Source organism: Rhodoferax sp. LB1P47, from assembly GCF_056521445.1.
Map to the genome: position 1 here is coordinate 1 of NZ_JBWMAU010000003.1, position 24,518 is coordinate 24,518.

The window sequence follows — 24,518 nt, forward strand, 5'->3', positions numbered from 1 at the left end:
GCATTGAGCCCAGGGCAAAGAAGCGAAGACCGAAGCCTTTGCCACTACTGAACACGCCTCGCACAGCAGCCAGGGCTGCGATTCGCATGCGACGGGGCTTATCCTAGTGGCATGAGGCTCTGACCCCTATTGGCGGGCTAGCGGAAGCGGAGCTGCGGCCACCAGGGAACGCAACCGGCCTGCATCGCCCGTCACGGAGAACCGCCAGGAGGGGTCAGAGCCCAAATGCGGGTTTTGACTGCTCTCATCCCTTTACCATCTGGCGCGCAATTGGGATCTGACCCCACCAGGCTAAATATCCGCCAGTAACTCGTAGGGCAGGGGCAGCAGGGTCAAAGCCGCTCCATCCACCGTCAACGTCCCGTCCTGCATCGCCGCAATCTGCAAAGACACAATCGCGTCCCATCCGCCCTCGGGGGCCTGCGCGGCCTGCACCACCACGCCGCAGGGCTGTTCGGCATCCGACGAATGAAAGACTTCCTGCCCAGCGGCCATCGCCACCTCGCTATGCACGATGGCGGCGCGGCGCTTCAGGGTGCCGCGAAACTGGCTGCGGGCGACGATTTCCTGGCCGGGGTAGCAGCCTTTTTTGAAGTTCACGCCGCCGACCGACTCGTAGTTCAGCATCTGCGGCACCAGGGCCTCAAAAATCGGTGTGGACACGGTGGCGATACCGCTGCGCACCTCGCTCCACAGCCATACAGCGGTGCTCAGCGCCGGGCCTGCGGGCGCGGGGAAACCGGCGGGGGCAATCACCATCGCGCGGGGCTGGCCGTCGGCAGGGTAGAGGGCAATGGTGGTGGTGCCGTCCACCGTGGCGGTGCTCCAGGCGGGTTGGGCCGGGCCTCCGACCACGCCGTACAGCGCAAAGTCCGCCGTTGCGTCCGTCAATTTGGCTTGGGCGCGCATCACAAACATGCCCAGGCGCTTGAGCGTGGCGGCCAGCAGGTCGCGGTGGCAGACCAGCAAAATCTCGGTCGGGCTGCGTTTGAAGCCGATGAAGCTGGCCTGCATGCGGCCCTTGGCGTTGCAAAACGCGGCCAGACGGGCGCTATCCAGGCCCAACAGCGCGAAGTCTTGCGTCAGCTGGCCGTGCAGGAATTTGGCGGCATCGGCACCTTCGGCGCGGATGATGCCAAGGTGGGGGAGGGGGGCGGAGCCGTTCAGAAGATAGGTCATAGCGTGAATTATCATCGCCGCTTGTTATCTATAAGGCTTGTAAGGCTGTGCGTCGTCTGATCTTGATTTTGCTGTTGGTGGCGGGTGTGGGTGGCGGCGCTGGATGGTGGTGGTTGCACCAGCCGCTGGCGCTGGCTGCGCCGTCGCTGGACCTGTCGATTGAGCCCGGTAAGGGCGCGCGCGGCGTGGCCCAGGCGGTGGTGGACGCGGGCGTAAAAACCTCACCGGTGTTGCTCTACGCCTGGTTCCGCATCTCGGGCAGCGACCGCCAGATCAAGGCGGGCAGCTATGAAATTGGCAGCGGCACCACGCCCATCAGCCTGCTGGGCAAGCTGGTGCGCGGTGACGAGGCGCTGCGCACGGTGACACTGGTGGAGGGCTGGAACTTTGTGCAGGTGCGTGCAGCGCTAGCCAAAGCAGAGCAGCTCCGGCCCGACAGCCAAGCGCTGGGCAATGCATCCATCATGGCCGCGTTGGGCCGCCCCGGCACCCATCCAGAAGGCCGCTTCTTCCCCGACACCTACACCTATTCCAAGGGCAGCAGCGACTTTGCGGTGCTCAAACGCGCCATGCACGCGATGGACAAAAAGCTGGCCGCCATCTGGGCGCTGCGCCAATCCACCACCCAGGCACAAACGCCCGAGCAGGCACTGACCCTGGCCAGCATCATCGAAAAAGAAACCGGCCAGTCGGGCGACCGCACCCTGGTGGCCGGCGTGTTCAACAACCGGCTGCGCATCGGCATGCCGCTGCAAACCGACCCCACCGTGATCTACGGCCTGGGTGCCGACTTTGACGGCAATCTGCGCAAACGCGATCTGCAAACCGACTCGCCCTACAACACCTACCTGCGCCGGGGCCTGCCGCCCACGCCGATTGCCATGCCCGGCACGCAATCGCTGCTGGCCGCAGTGCAGCCCGCACCCACCACTGCCCTGTACTTTGTGGCGCGCGGCGACGGCACCAGCCAGTTCAGCAGCACCCTGGACGAGCACAACAACGCCGTCAATAAATTTCAACGCAACAAATGAACCCACCCGGCATCTTTATCAGCTTTGAAGGCATTGACGGCGCGGGCAAGTCCAGCCACATCGCCGCTGTGGCCGCTGCGTTCCAGGCGCAGGGCAGGGTGGTCACGCTGACCCGCGAACCCGGTGGCACGCCGCTGGCCGAAAAGCTGCGCACCCTGGTGCTCAACGACGCGATGGACCCGCTGACCGAGGCCCTGCTGGTCTTCGCCGCCCGGCGCGACCATTTACAGAACGTGATCGAGCCAGCCTTGGCGCGGGGCGAGGTACTGGTCTGCGACCGCTTCACCGATGCCACCTTTGCCTACCAGGGCGGTGGCCGGGGCTTTGATCTTGGTGTGCTATCAAATTTAGAGCTATATGTGCAATCAGTACCTGCGCTAGGTGCCGATTTCATTCGTAATCCAGATCTCACGCTGTGGTTCGACCTGCCACCCGGTGTGGCCGCCGAACGGTTGGCCGGGGCCCGCGTGCCCGACCGGTTTGAGTCCCAACCCGCCGCCTTCTTTGCCCGCGTGGCCGACGGTTACGCCCAGCGCGCCGCCCAGGCCCCGGCCCGGTTTGCACGCATCGCCGCCGACGTGGCGCGCGACGCGGTGTGGCAACAAATCCACGCCGTGCTGGTGGGCCGTGGCTGGTTGGAGCCAGCATGAGCAACCCCCTCTTGCCCCCGTGGGTGGCGCAGCAGCGCGACAGCCTGCTGGCCCAGCGCGGCCACGCCTGGCTGCTGCAAGGCCCCAGCGGCCTGGGCCAGTACACGCTGGCGATGGAGCTGGTGCGGGCATGGCTGTGCGATGCGCCCACGGCCCAAGGTGCCTGCGGCCAGTGCCCTAGCTGCCACGCCATCGACGTACACGCCCACGCCGACCTGTGCCTGCTGATGCCAGAGGCCATGATGCTCGAGCTGGGCTGGCCGCTGAGCGAAAAGGCCCAGTCCGACATCGACGACAAAAAGCGCAAGCCCAGCAAGGAAATCCGCGTGGATGCCATGCGCGATGCGGTCGAATTCTCGCAGCGCACCAGTGGCCGGGGCCGGGGCAAGGCGGTGCTGGTCTACCCGGCCGAGCGCATGAACCACATTACCGCCAACGCCTTGCTCAAAACATTGGAAGAACCGCCGGGTGATGTGAAATTTGTACTGGCCACGGGGGCCGCCCACCAGTTGCTGCCCACCATCCGCAGCCGCTGCATGGGCCACAACATGGTCTGGCCCGAACAGGACGTATCCACCGCCTGGCTGCAAACCCAGGGCGTGCCCGCTGCCGATGCCCCGGTGCTGCTGGCCGCCGCCGGTAGCCGCCCGGAAGACGCATTGCAATGGGCCCGCGCCGGGCGCACCGCGCAGAGCTGGTCGGCGATTCCCCGCGCCGTGGGGCAAGGCGTGTTGACCGTGTTTGCCGACTGGGCTCCGGCCCAGGTGGTAGACGCGCTGCAAAAGCTTTGCCACGACCTGCTGCTGGCCCGCGTAGGCGCAGCACCCCGGTTTTTTGCCCCCAACGATTTGCCCAAACCGCCACCGCTGGCCGCACTGACCCAGTGGTCGAAAGATCTGAACGCCACCGCCCGCGTGGTGGAGCACCCGTTCAATGCAGGCTTGCTGCTGGAATCCCTGGTGGGCCGGGCCCAAAACGTCCTAAACTCGCGGCCATGAGCAGTAACAATTCCTCGCCCCGCCCCAGCGTCATCCAACTGTCCATCAAGGAAAAAGGCGCGCTGCACGCGGCCTATATCCCGATGTTTTCTGAGGGCGGCCTGTTCATTGCCACCGCCCGCGACTACCAGCTGGGCGACGACGTGTATGTGCTACTGTCCCTGCCGGACGACCCGCAGCGCTACCCCATCGCCGGGCGCGTGGCCTGGGTCACGCCGGCCCGCGCCGCAGGCAACCGCACCCAAGGTGTCGGCATCCAATTTCCCAAAGAGGAAAAAGCCCGCGTGCTGAAAAACAAGATTGAAGAAATCCTCGGGCCGCACCTGGCATCCGACCGCCCCACGCAAACCATCTAGTTTTTTCTCCGCTACCCAGCGGCTGCCATGTTCACCGACTCCCACTGCCATCTCAGCATGCCCAATTTGGTCGTGCAGCTCCCCGCCATCCGCGCCGCCATGGCCGAGGCCCAGGTCACCCGTGCCCTGTGCATTTGCACCACGCTGGAAGAATTTGCCGACGTGCATGCCCTGGCCACGGGGTATGACAACTTCTGGGCCACCGTGGGCGTGCACCCCGACAACGACGACGTACAAGAGCCCACCCTGATGGATCTGGTGCAGCGCTCTGCCTTGCCCCGTGTGGTCGGCATCGGCGAAACCGGGCTGGACTACTACCGCCTGGGCGAGCGCACCGTGGCCGATATGGAGTGGCAGCGCAGCCGCTTTCGCACCCACATCCGCGCCGCCCGCCAGGTGGCCAAGCCGCTGGTGATCCACACCCGCAGTGCCTCTGACGACACCCTCGCCATCCTGCGCGAGGAGGGCGAGGACGGCTCCCCGGGCAGCGCGGGCGGCGTGTTCCACTGCTTCACCGAAACCCAGGCCGTGGCCCGGGCCGCGCTGGACCTGGGTTTTTACATCTCCTTCTCGGGCATCCTGACCTTCAAGACCGCCCAGGACATCCGCGACGTGGCCGCCTTTGTGCCCATGGACCGCCTGCTAATCGAGACCGACAGTCCCTATCTCGCGCCCATGCCGTTCCGTGGCAAGACCAACACCCCCGCCTACGTGCCGTATGTGGCGCAGCAGGTGGCGCAGATTAAGAATCTGTCGGTGGAGCAAGTCGCGCACACCACCAGCGCCAATTTTGACCGCCTGTTCAGCGGGGTGTTGGCATGAAAAAGGCGCTCAGCTTGGCCTTGATGCTGGCCCTGGGGACTGCCCAAGCCGGTTCGTTTGACGACTTCTTCATCGCCGTGCAGCGCGACAACGCGGGCAACATCCAAACGCTGCTGCAACGCGGTTTTGACGGCAACACCACCGATACAGAGGGCCGCTCGGGCCTGTACCTGGCCTTGAAGGGCGAGAACTACAAAGCCGCTAACGCCTTGCTGTCCTGGCCGCAGATCAAGGCCGAGACCCGCACGGCCCAGGACGAAAGCCCCTTGATGCTGGCCGCGCTGCAAGGCCAGTTGGCTCTGTGCGCCCAGCTCATCGCCAAGGAGGCAGATGTCAACAAAACCGGCTGGACCCCGCTGCACTACGCCGCCACCCACGGCCACCTGGACGTGATCCGCCTGCTGCTGGAGCACCATGCCTACATCGACGCAGCCTCGCCCAATGGCAGCACGCCGCTGATGATGGCCGCGCAATACGGCAGCGACGATGCCGTCCAACTGCTGCTGGAAGAAGGCGCCGACCCGCTGCTGAAGAACCAGCTGGGCCTGGGTGCCATTGAATTTGCGCAAAAAGCCAGCCGCCCGGCCACGGTGGAGATGGTCACCGCCGCCGTGCGGGCGCGTAAACCCAAAGGGACGTGGTAACTACATCGCCAGCGCCATAGCCGCCATCAACACCATGCCTACGTCTTCGATGATGGTCACGGTGGACATGGGCAGCTGAAACACCGTGCCCAGACAGGCACAGCGGATGCTGCGCTTGTCCAGCACCGCACCCATCACGCCAATGGCCGAAAAGCCCATCACCACCAGGGTCACTGCGTTGGTCAGCATCGGCTCAAAGTTCGACAAATAGGCCACGCCCAGCACCAATTCCACAAATGGGTAGACAAACCCCCAGGGCCGCCAGCGCCGCGCCAGCAGGTCGTAGCCCGCATAGGCGTCGGCAAACGCGGCCACGTCCAGCAGCTTGAAGAACGAAAAAACCAAAAAAAATCCGGCCATGAAATAACGCATGGTGTCCATGCCGGTGACCTGTGCGCCCTGCACCAGCAGGCTGGCACCCAGGATGTAGGCCAGGATGAGTAGCAGCGGGCGGTAGGTGGCGAACCAACCGGGCGCGACAACGGGTGGCTCCACCACGGCGAGGGCCTTGATGCCGTAGTGGCTGCCCGCCAGCGCGGCTTGCAGAGTCGTCACATTCGATGTGCCCGGCACGCTGGCCTGCGGCGGTTTCAGCTGAACTTGCACGCCCGGGGCGACGGCTTCCAATGCGGCTTGTACGCGCTTGACGCAGCCGCCACAGGTCATGCCTGTGATTTCAAATGTATGCATGGTGTGTTCCAAAGAATGCACAAAGCATAACTTTGTAGCCCAGTGGATGGACTGCTGCGACTGCAATGCCTGAATACGTTCTAAGCCACCACCAGGTTTTTGTAGACCCCACACCCCACCGCCAAGTCGTCCACCAACTGCACAAACGACATCTTGGTCTGCACCCGGCCGGTGCTGGGGTTGGTGATGTCGTATTCCACCCAACCGGGCTCGCGTTCGGCCTGGGCGTAGATGGCCTGCAGCAGGCCTGCGCCGTCAATGCCTGCAATGTCTTGCACCCGGGTTCCCACCTTGGCAGGATTGCCGCCAAAGGCCTGGTAGCTGCCGCTGCGGTCCAATACAAACACGTACATGTCGCGGTCAAAAAAGCCTTGGCTGGGGTGGGTCAGGTCGCGCAGAAAGCTGTCGCGTGACGACGACGAGGCGCTCCGGCGGCGGTGGAGCAGGGCGCGCTCCACCAAGGCGATGGCCTCTTCGGCTGACCCCTGCTGTAGCTTGAACATGGCCACGGCTTCAACCAAGGTGGAGGCACGGCTTTCCAAGGTAGAGGCCTGGGTGACGGCGTGCTCGACCATTTTGGCGTTTTGCTGGGTGATTTCGTCCAGCTGCTGCACCGCAGAGGTGATCTCGCTCAGGCCCGTGCTTTGCTCGGCGCTGGAGGTGGAGATTTGCGCCATGTTGGCCGCCACATCGCGGATGCCGGTGACGATGGCGCCAAGGCTGCTGCCGGCGGTGCGGATCTTGTGTACGCTGCTGCCCACCTGGGTGCTGGAGGTACTGATGAGCTGGCGGATTTCTTTGGCTGCTTCAGCCGAGCGCTGCGCCAGCGAACGCACCTCGCTGGCCACCACCGCAAAGCCCCGGCCCGACTCACCCGCGCGGGCCGCTTCCACAGCCGCATTCAGCGCCAGGATGTTGGTCTGAAAGGCCAGCCCATCGATCACACCAACGATCTCGTCCATGCGCTTGGCGCTGCCCTGGATGGCCTCCACTGCGGCAATGGCTTCGGCCATGGTAGCCGCGCCCTGGTCGGCGGCATCGCGCACGCGGGCCGCCTGGGTATTGGCCTGACTGGCCGTGTGCGCGGTATCTTGTACGGTACTGGAGAGTTGCTCAACGCTGGCCGCCGTTTGTTCCAGGTTGGCGGCCTGTTGCTCGGTGCGGTCGGACAGGGCCCGGTTGCCGTTGGCCAGGCTTTTACCCGAATGTGCGACAAACGCCGCGTTGCTGCGTACGTTGGCCACCATAGCGGAAACCGTGGCCCCGATCTGCTGGGTGGCCGTGGCGAGCGCGGCCAGCTCGTCCGATCCACGTTGCACCAAGCGCAAGCGCAAATCGCCTTTGACCAATTGACCCATCGCCTCGCGCACTTGGGCCAGATCCTGGGTAAAACTGGAGTAGAAAGCCTGTAGCAGGTAGGCCGATACCAGCACGCAGATGCCGCTGAGCCAGACCAGTCCCATGCTGCGGCTGTCCGACAACACAGATTGCAGCAGCACCCCGATCGGTGTCGCCAACAGCACCGCTGCCAGCAGCAGGATCTTGCCCCCTAGGCGCAAGCGCCGCATAAGCCATAGGCCCGGTGAAAACACGGTTTTGAAAATCATGCGCTTGTCTCGTTCGTTATTTTAGGAACCGAGATGCTTCTATCTGCGTCGGCTTACAGCAAACTGTCAGAAAGTGTTTCAGGCATGAAAAAAGGCGCATGCCGAATGCCATGCGCCTTGTATGCAGAGTACCAATACTCTTTATTTGATAGCTACACGTGCATACTACACATGCGCTAGAGGCCTAAAAGCCTCTTGATAAAAGGGGTTAACGGCCAAACGAGCCGCGTGGGCCGCCGGGGCCCCGGGAACCGCCGCCACCGCTGCGGCCGCCGCCAAAGCCGCCACCGCCGCCGTTACCACCATTCCCGCCGCCATTGCCACCACCGTAGCCGCCGCCACCACCGCTGTTACGGTTGCCGCCGCCGAAGCCGCCACGGCGACCCCGGTCGAGCATGCTGTCTACGCTGGTGCGCATTGGGTCAGGCTGGCCACCTTGAGCGGGGCGGGGCGCGGGGCCCTGGCCACCCATGGACGCAGAGCGGGTGTGGTCGGGTTGGGCACCGCCGTAGCCGCCACCATTTCCGTTACCACCACCGCCGTAGCTGTTGCCGCCGCCATTGCCGCCGCCATAACCACCACCTGCATTGCCACCACCGTAGCCGCCGCCACCGGTGCGTGCACCGCCGGGGCCGCTAGGACGGCCGCCACGTCCACCCTGGGGTGGGCGTGCGCCTTGGGGGCGTGGCGCCATGCCGTCGCCCTGTGGGGCACGGGGGCCGCCACGGGGAGCGCTGCTACGGGGGCCGCCATTGCCGCCACCGTTGTTACCACGGCCAGCGCCGTCGCCGCCATTCGCACCCTTGCTGTCACGCACGCGTTGCAGCATTTCGGTGCGGGCCGTTTTGGCAGCAGCCTGCATCACGTCACGGCTAGGTGGCTTGCCTGCACCGCCCCAGATCGTCTGGCGACCCATGGCGATGGGTTCGGCACGCTCGCCGGGTTCGGGCATAAAGCCTTCGATCACTTGCACGGCAATTTCTTGCTTGGTGAAGCGCTCGATGTCTTGCATGAAGCCTTCTTCGTCCAGACACACCAAGTTAACGGCAGCGCCTTCGGCACCGGCGCGACCGGTGCGGCCGATGCGGTGCACGTAGTCTTCGCAGACGTTCGGGATTTCATAGTTGACGACGTGGGGCAGGTCGTCGATGTCGATGCCGCGTGCCGCGATGTCGGTGGCGACCAGAGCGCGCACATCACCGCTCTTGAAGCCTTGCAGGGCTTGCGTGCGGGCAGACTGGCTCTTGTTGCCGTGCAGCGCCATGGCGCTGATGCCGTTCTTTTCCAAGAATTCTGCAACGTTGTTGGCGCCGAACTTGGTGCGGGTGAACACCAGCACCTGGCTCCAGTTGTGTTCCTGGATGATGTGGGCCAGCAAGGCCTTTTTCTTGCCGCGACCGACCGGATGGATCACCTGGGTGATGCGTTGCACGGTGGTGTTGCGCGGCGTGACTTGCACGCTTTGCGGGTTCTTCAGCAGGGTGGCTGCCAGGTCGCGGATTTCATCGCTGAAAGTGGCCGAGAACAACAGGCTTTGCTTGTCTTTGGGCACGGCGGCCAGCACTTTTTTCACGTCATGGATGAAGCCCATGTCGAGCATGCGGTCGGCTTCGTCCAGCACCAGCATCTGCACCTGGCCCAGGTCCAATACGCCTTGTTGCATCAGATCGAGCAGGCGGCCAGGGGTGGCGACCAACACGTCCACGCCTTTTTTGACCTTGGTGATTTGCGGGTTCATACCCACGCCACCAAAGATCACGGTGGAGGTCAGCTCCAGGTATTTACCGTAGGTTTGCACCGACTCTTCCACCTGGGCGGCGAGTTCGCGGGTGGGGGTGAGCACCAGGGCGCGGATGCCCTTGCCACCAAATTTGTTGGTTGCCGGAGCGCTTTCGGACAGGCGCTGCAACAGGGGCAGGGTGAAGGCTGCCGTTTTGCCGGTGCCGGTTTGCGCACCGCCCAGCAGATCGTGCCCAGCCAAGACGACCGGAATGGCCTGTGCTTGGATAGGGGTGGGCTCGGTATAGCCTTGCTCTTGCACGGCCTTCAGAATGGCCGGGGCCAAATTCAGTTCTTCAAAGTTCATTTTTGTGCGCCCGTCCTGGGCGCTTGGGAAGCCAGACCTTTTCGCCCGCAGGTTGAAAGCGGGCACCAATCAAAGGCAAGCATTTTTAAAAATGGACGCAAAACAAGCGGGGTTGGCTTGGTTTTGGCCCCCAGCGAAGTGCTGGCGTTGCAGCCAATTGGAATGCCGCAACCTGTGGATTGTCGCATGCTGGGATAATCAGGGTTCGCCCGACCCGTTTCGGCAGATTTTTTAGCAACCAGAACCTCGCACACAAGATGGCACAGTACGTATTTACCATGAACCGCGTCGGCAAGATCGTGCCGCCCAAACGCCATATTCTTAAAGATATTTCGCTCAGCTTCTTCCCTGGCGCCAAGATCGGCGTGCTGGGTACCAATGGCTCGGGCAAGTCCACCTTGCTCAAGATCATGGCGGGCCTGGACAAGGAAATTGAAGGTGAGGCCCAACCCATGGCTGGCCTGAACATTGGCTATCTGCCGCAGGAACCCCAGCTGGACCCTACGCAAACCGTGCGTGAAAGCGTCGAGTCCGCCATGGGCAAGGTTTTTACCGCCAAGGCCCGCCTGGAAGAGGTCTACACCGCCTACGGCGAAGAAGATGCCGACTTCGATGCACTGGCCGCCGAACAGGCCGAGCTGGAAGCCATCATCGCCACCGCCGGCACCGACTCCGAGCACCAGCTGGAAATCGCCGCCGACGCACTGCGCTTGCCCCCGTGGGATGCTGTGGTAGGTGTGTTGTCTGGTGGTGAAAAGCGCCGTGTGGCGCTGTGCCGCCTGCTGCTAAGCAAGCCCGACATGCTGCTGCTCGACGAGCCAACGAATCACTTGGACGCTGAATCGGTGGACTGGCTGGAGCAATTTTTGCAACGCTACTCGGGCACCGTGGTGGCCATTACCCACGACCGTTACTTTTTGGACAACGCTGCCGAATGGATTTTGGAGCTGGACCGGGGCTCCGGCATTCCATACAAGGGCAACTACTCTGACTGGCTGACGCAAAAGGGCGCTCGCCTGGAGCAAGAGCAAAAGGGCGAAGAGTCGCGAGCCAAGGCCTTGAAGAAGGAATTGGAATGGTCACGCCAGAACCCCAAGGCCCGCCAGGCCAAGAGCAAGGCCCGTTTGGCCCGCTTTGAAGAACTGAGCGACTTTGAATACCAACGGCGCAACGAAACCAACGAAATCTTCATCCCCGTGGCCGACCGCCTGGGCCAAGAAGTGATCGAATTCGTCAATGTCACCAAGTCCTTTGGCGACCGCGTGCTGATCGACAACCTGAGCTTCAAAGTGCCGCCTGGTGCCATTGTCGGCATCATCGGCCCCAATGGTGCGGGTAAATCCACGCTGTTCCGCATGATCGCCGGGCAGCAGCAGCCCGACAGCGGTACGGTGAAAATCGGCCAGACCGTCAAGATGGCCTTTGTAGACCAGAACCGCGACGACTTGGCGAATGAAAAAACCGTGTGGGAAGACGTGTCCGGCGGACTCGACATTCTGAACGTAGGCAAGTTCCAGATGGCCAGCCGCGCCTACTGTGGCCGCTTTAACTTCAACGGCGGCGACCAGCAAAAGCGGGTCGGTTCGCTGTCCGGTGGTGAGCGTGGCCGTTTGCACCTGGCCAAGACCCTGATTGCCGGCGGCAACGTGCTGATGCTGGATGAGCCATCCAACGACTTGGACGTGGAAACCTTACGAGCACTGGAAGACGCACTGCTGGAATTCGCCGGTTCGCTGATGGTGATTAGCCATGACCGCTGGTTCCTGGACCGTATCGCCACCCACATCCTGGCCTGCGAAGGCGATAGCCAGTGGACCTTCTTTGACGGCAATTACCAAGAGTACGAAGCCGACAAGAAGAAGCGTTTGGGCGAAGAGGGTGCCAAGCCAAAACGGATGCGTTTCAAGGCTTTGAAATAGAAGCACGCAACGGGCGATTCCCGCAGTCTGGCGGAGCCTATGCCGTGGAATCTCTAGATGCGGGGTATGCCTTTTAGGCTACTAGCGCATATGGAATATTCGCGAGGTGCTACTTAATCTGTAGCACCTCTTTTTTTTGCAGGGTTTGCTCGAATAGGGCATGCGGCACAGGTCGACCAAAAAAGTAGCCTTGGTAGGCATCGCAGCCTGCCAAGGCTAAAAACGTCTGGTGCTCTGCGGTTTCAACGCCTTCTGCAATCACGGCCAGGCCCAGGCTGTGGCCGAGTGCAATGACCGTGCGTGCGATGGCGGCATCGTTGGCATCGGTGAGCAAGTCACGCACGAAGGACTGGTCGATCTTCAATTGGTCCAGTGGCAGGCGCTTCAGATAGGACAGCGATGAATAGCCTGTGCCGAAGTCATCCAATGAAAAACCTACGCCACGGGCCTTAAGCGCGTGCATCTTGGCGATGGTGTCTTCTACGTCATTGACCAGCAGGCTTTCGGTCAGCTCCAGTTTCAGCAGACGCGCCGGGGCTTGGGTGCTGTCCAGCACCTGTAGCACCGATGCCACAAAGTCGGGCTGGCGAAACTGCCGCGCGCTGACGTTCACGGCCAGCGTCAAATGCCGGGTGTGGGCCTGCTGGCTCCAGGCTTGGAGCTGGGTGCAGGCCTGTTGCAACACCCAGTGGCCCAGCGGCAAGATTAAGCCGGTGTCTTCGGCCAGCGGGATGAAGTCGTTGGGTGGCACCATGCCGCGCAGCGGGTGCGGCCAGCGCAGCAGTGCCTCGGCCCCTGCGGGCAGACCTTGTGCATCCACCTGCACCTGGTAGTAGAGCTGGAACTGTTGCAGCAACAAGGCGCGGCGGATGTCGGCCTCTAGTGCCACGCGGGTGTTGACCACCGCCTGCATCTGTGGATCATAAAAGCTCAGCGTGTTGCGCCCGGCGGCTTTGGCCTGGTACATGGCCAGATCGGCCTGTTTGAGTAGTTCGTCAATGCTGGAATCCACGCCCTGGTACAGAGTGATGCCTAGGCTGGCTGAGAGCTGGTGTTCGTGCGTTTCCAGTAAATAGGGCTGGGTGATGGCATGGCGCATTTTTTCGCCCACGGCCTCGGCATGGGCGGCAGCCTCTTCGCGGTGGGTGCTGAGTTGGGTCAGTAGCACCACAAACTCATCCCCACCCAGACGTGCCACCGTGTCGGTAGCACGCACGCATTCGGTTAGCCGCCCGGCGACCTGTTGCAGTAACAGGTCGCCCATGTCGTGGCCGAGGCTGTCGTTGAGGGCTTTGAAGTTATCCAGGTCAATGAACTGCAACGCGCCAAAGTCGTGGCTGCGTGCGCCCAGCGCCAGGGCTTGGCGCAAGCGGTCCATCAGCAGGCGGCGGTTGGGGAGGCGGGTCAGCGGGTCGTAAAAGGCCAGTTGGTTGATCTCGTCTTCGGCCGCCTTGCGTTGGGTGATGTCATGGAAGGTGTTGACGTAATGCGTGACCCGCCCATGGGCATCTTTGACGACGGTAGTGGTGCGCGCGTCAGGATAGATTTCGCCATTTTTCCGCCGATTCCAAACCTCACCACTCCAGGTGCCGGTGGCATCCACGCGGTCCCACATGGCCTGGTAAAAATCTCGGTTATGGCGGTCAGAATTGAGGATATTCAGACTCAGCCCCTTGAGATCGGCTTCGGTGTAGCCGGTGATCTGGGTAAACGCCGAGTTGCAACGCAAGAGACGACGCTGGGCATTGGTAATCGCCATACCATCCTGTGCGTTAAAGGCGGTGGCGGCAATGCGCAAGTCGAGTTCCGCCTGCACCCGCTGGGAGATGTTGCGGGCCAACAGAATGAAGCGCGATTCACCTTTATGCAGTAATTCGCCCGTGTGTGTTTTGCGTGCCACGGAAATTTCAAACCACTGTTCGCCCTTGGGAAATGGCAGCGCCAGCGCGCCGCCTTCCGAGCGCCCGGTCTGTTGCGCCTCGGCCAAAGCGGCATCCACCGTGAAAGCTGCATCTGGTGGCAATACATCCACTGCTTTACGACCGATGTATTGATGGGGTTGGATGTCCACGTGCAGGGCAGGGGGCGTGCGGCAGTCATACACCGTGCCATCCAAGCCCAACTCAAACATCAGATCGGGGATGGCATCCAGAGTCGCTTGTAGTTTGTTTTGGGTTGCGTAAATTTCGCGGGTCCGCTCACCCACAAGGGACTCCAACCGCCGTTCCTGGCGTTTGAGTTGCATGAGTAACTGGGCGGCCCCAGCCAAGGTCGCACTGAACAAAAAGCCGAGGGCAGCTTTCAAGGACAGTCCGGCTGGATCGCCCCACCCATTGACCGGGGCAGCACTTAAAATCCAGCTTCCATTAGGCACACTCACATTGCGCTCTACGGGCTCTACCAGCGCGTGCAGGCCGGACGCATGGATGGATTGCCGCACATGGGTCACAGGGTGGTCGCGCCACAATTCAAACGCAATGCCTTGTTCGGCGAGTTGCGCCATACCGCTGCCAGCCATAGCCTGAGGAAGCCGTATCACCACGTACACAAAGCCCCAGAACTGGGGGGCATTGTCTTGCGATGGGAGCTCCGGCAGCGCCGACAAATATACCGGTAACCGCCCCACCAGCCCCAAGCCACCTTGCACCAAATTCATCGGCCCGGCGAGGGTCAATTTACCGGTTTTTTTTGCCCGCGAGGCTTCTTCCCCTTGCACTGGATCTTCCAGTTGGTTAAAGCCAAGACTGCGCTCATTACCCACCAAGGGGGCGACTTGGCGAATCACGCCACCCGGTGATAAACCCAGCACAGTAACCCCCGGATACAAGCGCAGCATTTCCCCGGCCACACCTTCAAAATTAGAGAACTCACCTCCAGCCTGGTGTACCAGCGCCGACAACGCGTAAGTGCTGGATAGCGCCCGTTCAATCGTGCTTTGGATGGCGTACACCCGGTCTGCGACGATGCCACCTACGCGTGCGCGTTCGCTTTGCAACCGCCGTTGCTCCATATTCCACACCAACAAAACAGACCCGCAGGCTGCTGCCATAAAAACAATGCCAGCCACCACCCACGTATGAATGAGGCGAGGAATGCGCCTGTGGTGCATGCGGGTCATGGAACGATGAATTCAATTTTCATTCAAGTGTGTCAACTTTTTTTGGCATAACTATAGTCTTGCCACTAAAGACTAGCGGACTTATTTGGATTCAATTGCACATGAGGCCAGAAGTCCCAACTACAACCGTTCGCAAGCAGCTGCTCGTGTTGCGGCGTAGCGAGCGAAATGCTGCCGACTATGGTTCCAGCCAACTTTTGCACTCACCAAGCTACTGGATTGGGACCTTTGGTACGCGAGGCCAATTCCACGCGGGCTTCGGTGTCTTTTCGGCAGTGCTTGCGCCTGCGCATTACTTCATACGATGTATATTATGTTAATATACATCTAGTACGCCAGTACATAAATAATAATTTATGCTGCCCCCTTATTTGGCCTTATTCCCGAAACTCGTTCACATCGACTTTCGACAGGCTACGGCATGTCTCGACTGCCAATGCGTCAAATGCTGCGTTGGCTCAGCAGGCTTTGCCGACCCGGGTAAGCTGCTTTGACACCACCTGTTTAGCGATTGATGCATGAAAGCTCATCGTCGATACCGTTCTGTGTTTAGCCTTTCGGGCACAAACAACCGTCGGCGAGCGAAGTGATGGAGCGATGCAAGCCTATTGAACGGCACAGGCCGGCATGTCAAGTTCCGCCTGTTTATATACCCGCTTCACGAACAATTCAGGAGACTTCTTGCGCCAAGCCTGAAGAGCTTCGATAGGCGAGATGTGGTTCAGCGCCCGCTGCGGAATATGGTGGTTGTACGTGTTGAGGTAGTTCGTTAGCGTGGCCTCCAGTTCAGCGGCTGAGGCAAACCGGGTTTGCCGGGCGATCTCGCTGATACGCCCATTGAAGCGCTCCACCATGCCATTGGTTTGGGGGTATCGGGGCGGAATCAAACGGTGCTCAATCCCCTGCGCGATGCATTGCTGGTCAAACAGATGTTTGCCTGTGGGCTGCTTTTCTTTGCTGGTAAAACGGTCCGTGAACTGCGTGCCGTTGTCGGTCAATATCTTGGTGATCTTGAAGGCGGAAACTTGGCGTAAGCGCCGCAAAAAGTCGGTGCTGCTGGCCTCGGTTTGGTCGTCATACACACGCAGGTAAACCCAGCGCGTAGCCCGGTCTATGGCGACGAACAGGTAGCGCCGACTGTCCTCGTCGGGCATCTGCGGCAGGTACTTGATGTCGATGTGCACGAAGCCCGGAACGTAGTCTTTGAAGGTCTTCTTTGGCGTGTCTTCGCCTTCTTCTTTGATTTGTAAGTCCGCCAGCTTGGCAACACCCGCACGGCGCAGCAGGCGACTGATACCCGAGCGGGATACATCGGGGTTGATGAACCGACGCGTGATGCTGACCAGGTCATCCAGAGGCAGCAGGCACAGGCGACGAATCTCCACCACCACGGCCTCCTGGGCTAAGCTCAAAGTGGTACCAAGATCATGTGCTCGGTGCGAACGATCCAGCACATCCTCGCGCCCCTTCCACTTACGGGCGGTGGCAACGCTGATGTTGTAGAGCTCGGCCAGTGCCGTCACTCCCGCATTGGAGTTCCTGATTTCAGCGCGAACACGGGGTGTCGTTCGGGCCAGGGGATGGACTTGACTCACGGGCTGGGTTCCTTGTGCTTGTATGAGGCTATCACGCCATGCATCAGCTCCCGCGCCCTAAAGAGCGGCCAGCTGCGACGGGGTACATAATCGCACGGAACTCGACACCTCCTTGGGTCAAGAGGATTGCGGACGGTGTGCGCACTGCGGTGTCGCACGGGAAAATTTCATGGTTCATTTCTTACTCCAGAGTTGTTGGAATAAGGTCTATTAACCGATGTTTAGCCCTTTTGGCCACAAACAACCGCCGGCGAGCGAAATGATGGAGCGATGCAAGCCTATTGAACGGCACAGGCCGGCACACGGCGCATTGCCCCCCTTGTAGAACACCGTTGCGAATGCAGGCTAGACCAGCCCTCTCGAACTTTCCATCGCTATCAATTGCGCTATCACTAGCGTCTCTTAAGCCCTGGTTACGACATTTCAACCCAGAAATGACAAAGGCCTCCGGGTAGGAGGCCTTTGAAATCAAGTACTTGCGTCTTGAAAATCCTGGTGGGACGTGCGGGGGTCGAACCCACGACAAACGGATTAAAAGTCCGCTGCTCTACCAACTGAGCTAACGTCCCGGCTTTGTGATTTAACACTGTAGCGCAGCCTCAAATTATAGCGTGTATTTTTACCTCTTTTCAATCTTCGATGCTAATTGATCAAAAATCCATCCGGCTGCGCATTGACCGAAAGTTGCCGTCACGCTAACAACGGAACCGTAGCCATGACAATTCAAGCTGCCGTCGCCTTCGATGGCGCAGGAAACATCGGGTGGCATGACCGCTTCTCGGCTGAATACGCAGGCCACGCCGATTTTTTTACCTTCCCGTGGTGCTGCATGTTCTTTTCGCAAACGGTAACGTAGCTGGGCAAGCAACGGATCATGGGTGGTCAGCGACAAGTCGTCTATATCGACTTTGTGTGCGTGGCGTTTGCCGCCTGCGGCACCTACAGAGATGAAACAGGTGTGCGTCTGAAGCGCCCAAGCAGCCATCGCGGTTTTGGCTTTTACCTGATCGCAGGCATCCACCACCGCATCCACATCGAAAGGCAGTAATTGAGGCCAGTTGGCCGGCTCCACGAAGTCTTCGATGCAATACACCACACAGGCCGGGTTGATGTTGGCTATGCGATCCCGCATGGCCAGCACCTTGGATTGGCCCACGGTGGTTTCAAGGGCATGAATTTGGCGGTTGATATTGGATTCAGATACGTGATCAAGGTCAATCAGGGTCAAGCGCCCTACCCCGCTGCGGGCCAGGGCTTCTACAGTCCAAGAGCCCACCCCGCCTATACCAACCACCGCCACGTGGGCCGCTCGTATACGTGCTGCACCTGTCATGCCGTACAAGCGCTCCAGGCCACCAAAACGTCGCGTCAGATCGGCAGCCTGTGGCACTTCATCGGTAGAGAAATTATGCAAGAAATATCCTCTTAGCGCATATTTAATAAGCGTAGATAGCTATTAAATATGTAGCAAATATATGCTATTGAAAAAGATATTATTTAAGCTTGGCCAGTCGGTCTTTGGCTGCTGATGCGGCTTCTGACTGCGGGTAGGCTTTGACTAGATCTTCCAGTGTTTTGCGCGCGGCGCGGCTGTCTTTTAGCTCCATTTGGCAATTGGCAATAGACAGCGCAGCTTCAGGGGCGCGGGCATGCTCTGGTGTTGTCGCAAGCATGGCACGAAAGTTGGACACTGCGTTTTTGTAGTCTTTATTGGCATACTGGGCATTGCCCAACCAAAATAAAGCGGAGGGGCCGTAGCCGCTTTGTGGATAACGCTTCACAAAGCCCATAAAGCCCGTTTGTGCAGCCGCAAAATCTCCAGTTCGCAGCACCGCCAAAGCGGTATCAAAATCACGCACCTCGGCAGGGTCGGCAGTGAACTCGCTGCCATCCACCGCCACCTTGGTGGGTTCAAACTTGCGCAAACGCTCGTCTACACCTTGCGCTTGGTCTTTCAGGCGGCGCTGCACGTCGGCCAGATCTCGTGCGAGTTGTTCGTCCAACCCGCGTAGCTTGGCCAGGTCGGCTCGCAAATTGTCGATTTGGCTTTGCAAGTCGAGCAAGCTGCGACGCAGCTGGCCGTTCTCGTCGGTCGAGCGACGGAGGTCTTCTGCCAACTTTTGGTTGGCGGATTCAGCCGCAACGCGGCTGCTATCGACACGTTGGCGGAGGTCCAGAATGGCTTTGCGGGCTTCGTCGTCATCGAACACCCCGGCCTGGGCGCTGGTTGCCAAGAGCATCCAGCAACACAACGCCAGAGCGACCGGGCGCAGGGTGAATCGGCTCATCGGTAGCTGATCTCGGCGCGACGGTTTTTCGCCAAGGCAGCTTCGTCACCACCTTGCACTGCGGGCTTCTCTTTACCAAAACTTACCGCTTCGAGCTGGGCATCAGCGACCCCCAGCAGGCCCAAGGCACGGCGCACAGATTCAGCGCGTTTTTGCCCCAAAGCCAAGTTGTACTCACGACCACCACGGTCATCGGTATGGCCTTCGACTACGGCATGACGGGCCTTATCTGCCTTGAGGTAGCGGGCATTGGCATCGATGACTGTTTGGTCATTGGATTTGACGGCGTAACTATCGTAGTCAAAGTACACCATACGGCCATCGCGTGGACCAGTGGCCACCGAGTTAGAGACCAGTAATTCCACAGGTGTCACAACACTTTTGGTCACGTCGGCCGTGTTGCCGCCATCCATGCTGCCTGCCTGGGTCACACCAGCATTGCTTTTATCAACGACAGGTACATCGTCCAGCTTCACACCGGATGCACAACCGGCCAAAACGGCGGTCAATGAAATGGCCCACATTAAATTTTTCATTTATATCTCCTAGTTAAACAGAAAAGGTGTTGTTCGCAATGGTTAAAAATCAGGGTTTCAGAAAGGGACCCCAGTCGGGCTCTCGAATATCGCCCGCTTGACCCGCCAAACGGGCTTTGATTTTTCCATCCAGCGTGGTGGTCATCAGGGCTTCGCGGCCTTGAATTTGCGTGGCATACACAATCAATCGGCTATTGGGTGCAAAGCTGGGGCTTTCATCGGCGCTGCTGTCGGTAATACTGGTGACGCTGGCGCTGTTGAGCTCCATAACCTGTAATTTAAAAGCCCCGCCGATGCGCGATATGTAGGCTAGCCAGCGCCCATCTGGGCTGATGCATGGCGAAATATTGTAGTTACCCGAGAATGTAACGCGCTCGGCATTACCTCCACTGCTGGGCATACGGTAAATCTGCGGTGCGCCGCCCCGGTCACTGACGAAATAGATGCTTTTACCGTCCGTAGAAAACTTGGGCTCGGTGTCAATACCGCTGGACTGGGTGAGCCGCCTGGGCTCACCACCATTGGCATCAATGCTATAAATTTGAGAGCCACCATCGCGGCTGAGTGTTACCGCTAAAGAGCGCCCGTCCGGTGCCCACGCAGGGGCACTGTTGGAGCCTTTGAAGTTGGCCACCAAACGCCGCTTCCCAGTTGACACGTCATGCACGTAAATAACGGGTTTACGGGCTTCAAAAGACACGTAGGCCAATTGCTGACCATTCGGCGACCAAGCAGGAGAAATAATGGATTCAGGGCTGGCCAGAGCAGTCTGGCTGTTTTCACCATCGGCATCCGCAACCCACAAAGTGTGCCGGGTTCCTGCTTTGGTGACGTACGCGATACGGGTAGAGAAAATACCCCGGTCGCCGGTCAATTTTTCGTAAATGAAGTCGGCAATCCGGTGGGCCGACAAACGCAAATCGCCCTGTGGGACGGTGTAGCTTTGCCCCCCCAAATCCTGTCCACGCACCACGTCCCACAGGCGAAAGCGCACGTCATAGCGGCCATCGGCCAAACGGGTGACGCTGCCCGTTACCAGTGAGTCCGCCGCCTTTTGCCGCCACAACGCAACATCTGGCCGAGATGCTTCATCCAAAATCACACCACTGGCATCCACAGCCCGAAATTGCCCGCTGCGCTCCAAATCGGCTTGCACAATAGCTGCGATTTTTTGGGGCGCCTGCTCCTCGCCCCGGAAGCTGACCACAGCGATAGGTAGCTGGGTCAACCCGATGCCGGAGACTTCTACGCGAAACTGGGCAAAGGCGGGTGCCGCAGCCGCGACAACCAGCAATCCGCCTAAGCCGATAACCCGGCGTCTATGCCAGTGCGAGTCCAAAGTAATCACAAATTTTCTCCCCTTGATTCTGTCAGTTGATGCGGGTGATTTGCACAGCCTGACGGTTGGTTATCTGTTCCAGACCCACATCGGCCTTTATTTGCATGCTTTGCATGCGCGCCAATACACGTTGGCGGTTAACACTCTCTTGGTCTCTTGCGTATTCACGGTGCCACAAATGGTAGACCTCGGTCGCAAAAAATCCATTTTTGCGTTGTATGCCGTGGTGGTGCAGGCGCAGCACTAAGTCTGCATCCTCATGGCCCCAGCCGCTGAAGCTTTCATCAAATCCGTTGACAGCACGAAAATCTTGGCTCCAAACACCAAAGTTGCAGCTACGGATGCCTTTCCAGCGGAACTGGGCTGACTTTCTGAATGGTGCAGCAGGCCAATGCAATAGATGCAGCAACTTATTGCTATCACCTTGACACCACATACGCACCCAGTCTGACGCGCTCAGTTGGAGTAGGTTGACGGCACTTTGTTCCACGAGACGACTGACTTTTTCACTTAACAGGACGCGGCTGCCGTTCACGAAATACCCAGCTTGGGCCATCCGACGATGCTGTTCAATAAACGCCGCATTGGGAACACAATCTCCGTCCAGAAAAATAAGATAGTCGGCATCGGCTTGGGCTGCTGCCAAATTGCGTGCACGGGCAGCGGTAAAACCAATGTCTGGGTGCCACACGTGGTGCACTGGGCTGGTGAACGAAGGCATCCCTTGGCGCATGATTTCAACCTGGTCTGGACGGGAACCATCATCCGCAATCCATACCGAAACATCAGAATCACACTGTGTAGCCAAAGAACGCAAGACGGCCAGTAAAGCAGGGGCGCGGTTGTAAGTCAGTACCACCAAGCCGATTTTCAAAGCCATCAGCTAGGCTCTTTCTTGCAAGGGGGATGCTGCATCAGCCAGAGTTTTAAATACCGATAGTAGGTTCCCTCTGCATTAGAAATAGCCAGCACCAAGCCCATACGACCGTCTAAAAAGCCACGGCGAACAATGTATGTGCGGAAAAAGGCCCAAAATCCATGCAGCAACGCCTTGCTAAGCGAGGCTTGCTTACCCTTCAGAGCCAAAGACTGCGCGCCAGCAGTTGAGTAACGGTTCACTTTGTCGAGTACCGACTCCATATCTCTAAAACTCAGGTGTGCCATAACCCCACGCAACATGCCAATGGGGGCGTTGGTCCGCAATGATTCGTGCACCAAATCATCAGAAAACCGGGCTGCGCCACGTTTAAACAAGCGCACTACGGGATCTGGGTACCAGCCTGAATGGTTCATGGTTTGACCACAGTAGCTGGAGCGACGATTCAATGCATAAACTGTGTGCGAGGAAGTGGCTATTGCTTGCAAAATCTCTTCGCGCAAGTCGGCACCGATGCGTTCGTCGGCATCAATAGACAATATCCACTCATGGGTGGAAAAATCTACAGCCCGGTTTTTTTGAACGCCAAATCCTGGCCAGTCTGCGGTTTGCAGTATGCGGGCACCAAAAGACTGGGCAATCTGTAAAGTATTGTCTGTGCTGCCGCTGTCCACCAGCACCAACTCATCGGCAAAGGTAACAGACGCAAGGCACTGCGTTAAATTGAGCGACTCGTTCTTGGTGATGACGACAACAGATAGCCCCATCAGAAGAGGCCGCCAGAGTGTGAAGTAACCAAAAGGTGCTTGAACATAGGCTGGGGATTATGAGGGCAAGTGCAAGGCGACTATTTCCGCACTTGGCACCAGGAGGTTGTGCCCATGAAAAGCTGGATAATCTTCACTCTTTGAAAGGTTTTCAGGAATTTTTTGTTAGCCCGTACTGTGACTGTTAACCCAAGCTGCCACCCCTTTCTCTATCCATTTACCTTGGCAGTCGTACCATGAAAACCGAGACTCCCCCTAGCCTGGTGAACCTGCTGCGACAGAGCATCACCCGGCTATCACCCTATTTTTTTAAGGGTCGCCGCTCGGCATGGCTCATGGTTATTTTGGCCACCATCATTGGGGCCGCAACCGAGCCCTTGGTGCCCGCCATGCTCAAACCCTTGCTGGACAATGGTTTTCAAAAAGGTGCATTGAATCCTTGGCTTGTCCCGTTGACCTTGATTGCTGTCTTTGGCCTGCGCGGCCTGAGTAGTTTTCTAGGCGATGTCGCGATGGCAAAGATTACCCAAGACGGTTTGGACACATTGCGTACGGCTATGTTTAGCCGCCTGCTGGATGCAAAAAGTGCACTATTTAGCCAACGAACAGCCAGTTCGCTGTCCAACACCATCGTCTACGAAGTACAAAACGGTGCCGTCCTTCTGGTCACCTCCGTCATGGGCCTGGCAAAAGACAGCATGGTTCTTGTGGCCCTGGTCGCCTACCTGCTGTATCTGAACTGGGAGCTGACGTTGATCCTGGTCGTACTGTTTCCCGCAGTGGCTTTTGTCACCCGCACGCTATCCCGCAGGCTCTACCAAATTGCCAAAAGCAGCCAGGGTGCCACGGATGGCCTAGCCTACGTGGTGGAAGAAAACGTGCTGGCACAACGGGTTGTGCGTTTGCATGCAGCGCAGGGGGCGCAGAGCAAGCGGTTTCAGTTACTCAGCGAAGGCTTGCGTCGGTTGAATATGAAGTCCGCAACCGCTTCTGCGGCTGTGACCCCCATGACCCACATGATTTCAGCCATTGCGCTATCCAGCGTGATTTGCGTGGCATTGCTCCAGGGCTCCAGTGAAGTCAGTGCAGGCGAATTTGCGTCTTACATTACCGCCATGTTGATGTTGATTGCCCCAGTTAAGCGGCTATCCGATGTGGCCAGCCCCGTCACCCGTGGGCTCGCCGCAATGGAGCGCGCACTAGACCTGATTGAAAAAACACCGATCGAACCCAGCGGCGACTTTGTGCTGGAACGCGCACAAGGTCACATTGAGTTCCAGTCAGTCACCGTACGCTACCGGGACGACGAAACCCGTTCAGCCTTGAACCAGGTTTCACTCAATGTGATGCCCGGTGAGGTGGTTGCACTCGTAGGGCCTTCAGGCTCGGGGAAAACCTCGCTGGTCAATTTGTTGCCGCGATTTGTGACGGCTACTGCCGGGCATGTTTTGCTGGATGGCCACGACATCGCCGATTGGCAACTCAAAGCTCTGCGTAACCAGTTTGCCATCGTCAACCAAGATGTAATCATGTTCAACGACACCCTGGCTGCCAATGTCGCACTGGGGGAAACGCCTAATCGGGAAAGGGTCGAGGCCTGTTTACGGGCAGCCAATCTGGGGGGGTTTCTAGACGAAGCCCCGCAGGGCATTGACACAATGGCAGGCCATAACGCGATGGAACTATCCGGCGGGCAGCGCCAACGCCTCGCGATTGCCCGTGCACTCTACAAAGACGCACCCATTTTGATTCTGGATGAAGCAACATCGGCACTGGACACGGAATCGGAGCGATTGGTACAAGAAGCCCTACAACGCCTGATGACTGGACGCACCACCTTAATAATCGCCCACCGCCTGTCAACTATTGAACATGCCAACCGGGTTGCCGTACTCGACCAAGGTGAAATCATTGAGATTGGCACCCATACTGAACTGATTGCACAGGCTGGCCTTTACGCTCGTTTACATGCATTGCAATTTGGTACGCAACAGGCACTGACAGCATAGAAGCAGA

Annotated in this window: 20 protein-coding genes and 1 tRNA gene; 8 read left to right on the forward strand and 13 right to left on the reverse strand. The window is 59.2% G+C overall.

Annotation, left to right across the window (positions count from 1 at the left end):
• Positions 1-291: 291 nt before the first annotated feature.
• Positions 292-1,179 (reverse strand): CAF17-like 4Fe-4S cluster assembly/insertion protein YgfZ, encoded by an 888-nt coding sequence (gene ygfZ / locus AC0969_RS05475; RefSeq protein WP_479623132.1) that lies wholly within the window; start codon positions 1,177-1,179, stop codon positions 292-294.
• A 47-nt stretch (positions 1,180-1,226) separates the two neighbouring features.
• Between ygfZ and mltG the strand changes: the two genes are divergently transcribed.
• The 6 genes from mltG to AC0969_RS05505 are packed head-to-tail and all read left to right on the forward strand — an operon-like array spanning position 1,227 to position 5,680.
• Complete coding sequence (gene mltG, locus AC0969_RS05480) at positions 1,227-2,210, forward strand: endolytic transglycosylase MltG (protein ID WP_479623133.1); 984 nt, start codon at positions 1,227-1,229, stop codon at positions 2,208-2,210.
• Positions 2,207-2,860: a dTMP kinase gene (tmk, locus tag AC0969_RS05485; RefSeq protein ID WP_479623134.1), complete on the forward strand. Its 654-nt coding sequence runs from the start codon at positions 2,207-2,209 to the stop codon at positions 2,858-2,860. The genes mltG and tmk overlap by 4 nt, the downstream gene beginning before the upstream one ends.
• A complete protein-coding gene (locus AC0969_RS05490; RefSeq protein WP_479623135.1) occupies positions 2,857-3,858 on the forward strand; it encodes a DNA polymerase III subunit delta' in 1,002 nt (333 codons plus the stop codon). The genes tmk and AC0969_RS05490 overlap by 4 nt, the downstream gene beginning before the upstream one ends.
• Positions 3,855-4,214 carry a PilZ domain-containing protein gene (locus tag AC0969_RS05495; protein ID WP_479623136.1) on the forward strand — a complete coding sequence of 120 codons (360 nt, stop codon included), beginning with the start codon at positions 3,855-3,857 and terminating at the stop codon, positions 4,212-4,214. Before AC0969_RS05490 ends, AC0969_RS05495 begins: the two co-directional genes overlap by 4 nt.
• A gap of 27 nt (positions 4,215-4,241) precedes the next feature.
• Positions 4,242-5,036, forward strand: a complete 795-nt coding sequence (locus AC0969_RS05500) for a TatD family hydrolase (RefSeq protein ID WP_479623137.1) — start codon at positions 4,242-4,244, stop codon at positions 5,034-5,036.
• On the forward strand, positions 5,033-5,680 hold the full coding sequence (locus AC0969_RS05505; RefSeq protein ID WP_479623138.1) for an ankyrin repeat domain-containing protein: 648 nt from the start codon (positions 5,033-5,035) through the stop codon (positions 5,678-5,680). Before AC0969_RS05500 ends, AC0969_RS05505 begins: the two co-directional genes overlap by 4 nt.
• Here the strand turns inward: AC0969_RS05505 and AC0969_RS05510 are convergent, their stop codons facing one another.
• The 3 genes from AC0969_RS05510 to AC0969_RS05520 form a co-directional block, all read right to left on the reverse strand.
• Positions 5,681-6,370: a heavy-metal-associated domain-containing protein gene (locus AC0969_RS05510; RefSeq protein ID WP_479623139.1), complete on the reverse strand. Its 690-nt coding sequence runs from the start codon at positions 6,368-6,370 to the stop codon at positions 5,681-5,683.
• A gap of 80 nt (positions 6,371-6,450) precedes the next feature.
• A complete protein-coding gene (locus AC0969_RS05515) occupies positions 6,451-7,977 on the reverse strand; it encodes a methyl-accepting chemotaxis protein (RefSeq protein WP_479623140.1) in 1,527 nt (508 codons plus the stop codon).
• A 208-nt stretch (positions 7,978-8,185) separates the two neighbouring features.
• Positions 8,186-10,063, reverse strand: a complete 1,878-nt coding sequence (locus AC0969_RS05520) for a DEAD/DEAH box helicase (RefSeq protein ID WP_479623141.1) — start codon at positions 10,061-10,063, stop codon at positions 8,186-8,188.
• A gap of 257 nt (positions 10,064-10,320) precedes the next feature.
• Here AC0969_RS05520 and ettA point away from each other — a divergent pair, with 257 nt between their 5' ends.
• The gene (gene ettA, locus AC0969_RS05525) at positions 10,321-11,982 is read left to right on the forward strand and encodes an energy-dependent translational throttle protein EttA (protein WP_479623142.1); all 1,662 of its coding nucleotides are present in this window, start codon (positions 10,321-10,323) and stop codon (positions 11,980-11,982) included.
• 109 nt (positions 11,983-12,091) lie between these two features.
• Here the strand turns inward: ettA and AC0969_RS05530 are convergent, their stop codons facing one another.
• The 9 genes from AC0969_RS05530 to AC0969_RS05570 form a co-directional block, all read right to left on the reverse strand.
• Positions 12,092-15,031 (reverse strand): bifunctional diguanylate cyclase/phosphodiesterase, encoded by a 2,940-nt coding sequence (locus AC0969_RS05530; RefSeq protein WP_479623143.1) that lies wholly within the window; start codon positions 15,029-15,031, stop codon positions 12,092-12,094.
• 674 nt (positions 15,032-15,705) lie between these two features.
• Positions 15,706-16,695, reverse strand: a complete 990-nt coding sequence (locus tag AC0969_RS05535; RefSeq protein WP_479623144.1) for an IS481 family transposase — start codon at positions 16,693-16,695, stop codon at positions 15,706-15,708.
• Positions 16,696-17,188: 493 nt separating this feature from the next.
• Positions 17,189-17,264: transfer RNA gene (locus AC0969_RS05540), tRNA-Lys, on the reverse strand.
• Between the two features lie 50 nt (positions 17,265-17,314).
• Positions 17,315-18,028 (reverse strand): tRNA threonylcarbamoyladenosine dehydratase, encoded by a 714-nt coding sequence (locus AC0969_RS05545; protein WP_479623349.1) that lies wholly within the window; start codon positions 18,026-18,028, stop codon positions 17,315-17,317.
• A 160-nt stretch (positions 18,029-18,188) separates the two neighbouring features.
• Entirely contained in the window at positions 18,189-18,983 is a 795-nt protein-coding gene (gene ybgF / locus AC0969_RS05550) for a tol-pal system protein YbgF (RefSeq protein WP_479623145.1), read from the reverse strand.
• Positions 18,980-19,519, reverse strand: a complete 540-nt coding sequence (gene pal / locus AC0969_RS05555) for a peptidoglycan-associated lipoprotein Pal (protein ID WP_479623146.1) — start codon at positions 19,517-19,519, stop codon at positions 18,980-18,982. Before pal ends, ybgF begins: the two co-directional genes overlap by 4 nt.
• Before the next feature lie 49 nt (positions 19,520-19,568).
• Complete coding sequence (tolB, locus tag AC0969_RS05560) at positions 19,569-20,828, reverse strand: Tol-Pal system beta propeller repeat protein TolB (RefSeq protein WP_479623350.1); 1,260 nt, start codon at positions 20,826-20,828, stop codon at positions 19,569-19,571.
• A 61-nt stretch (positions 20,829-20,889) separates the two neighbouring features.
• Positions 20,890-21,738 carry a glycosyltransferase gene (locus AC0969_RS05565; RefSeq protein ID WP_479623147.1) on the reverse strand — a complete coding sequence of 283 codons (849 nt, stop codon included), beginning with the start codon at positions 21,736-21,738 and terminating at the stop codon, positions 20,890-20,892.
• Positions 21,738-22,502: a glycosyltransferase family 2 protein gene (locus AC0969_RS05570; RefSeq protein WP_479623148.1), complete on the reverse strand. Its 765-nt coding sequence runs from the start codon at positions 22,500-22,502 to the stop codon at positions 21,738-21,740. The genes AC0969_RS05565 and AC0969_RS05570 overlap by 1 nt, the downstream gene beginning before the upstream one ends.
• A 236-nt stretch (positions 22,503-22,738) precedes the next feature.
• On the opposite strand from AC0969_RS05570, the gene msbA reads away from it, so the two are divergent.
• Positions 22,739-24,511 (forward strand): lipid A export permease/ATP-binding protein MsbA, encoded by a 1,773-nt coding sequence (gene msbA, locus AC0969_RS05575; protein ID WP_479623149.1) that lies wholly within the window; start codon positions 22,739-22,741, stop codon positions 24,509-24,511.
• Positions 24,512-24,518: the final 7 nt, after the last annotated feature.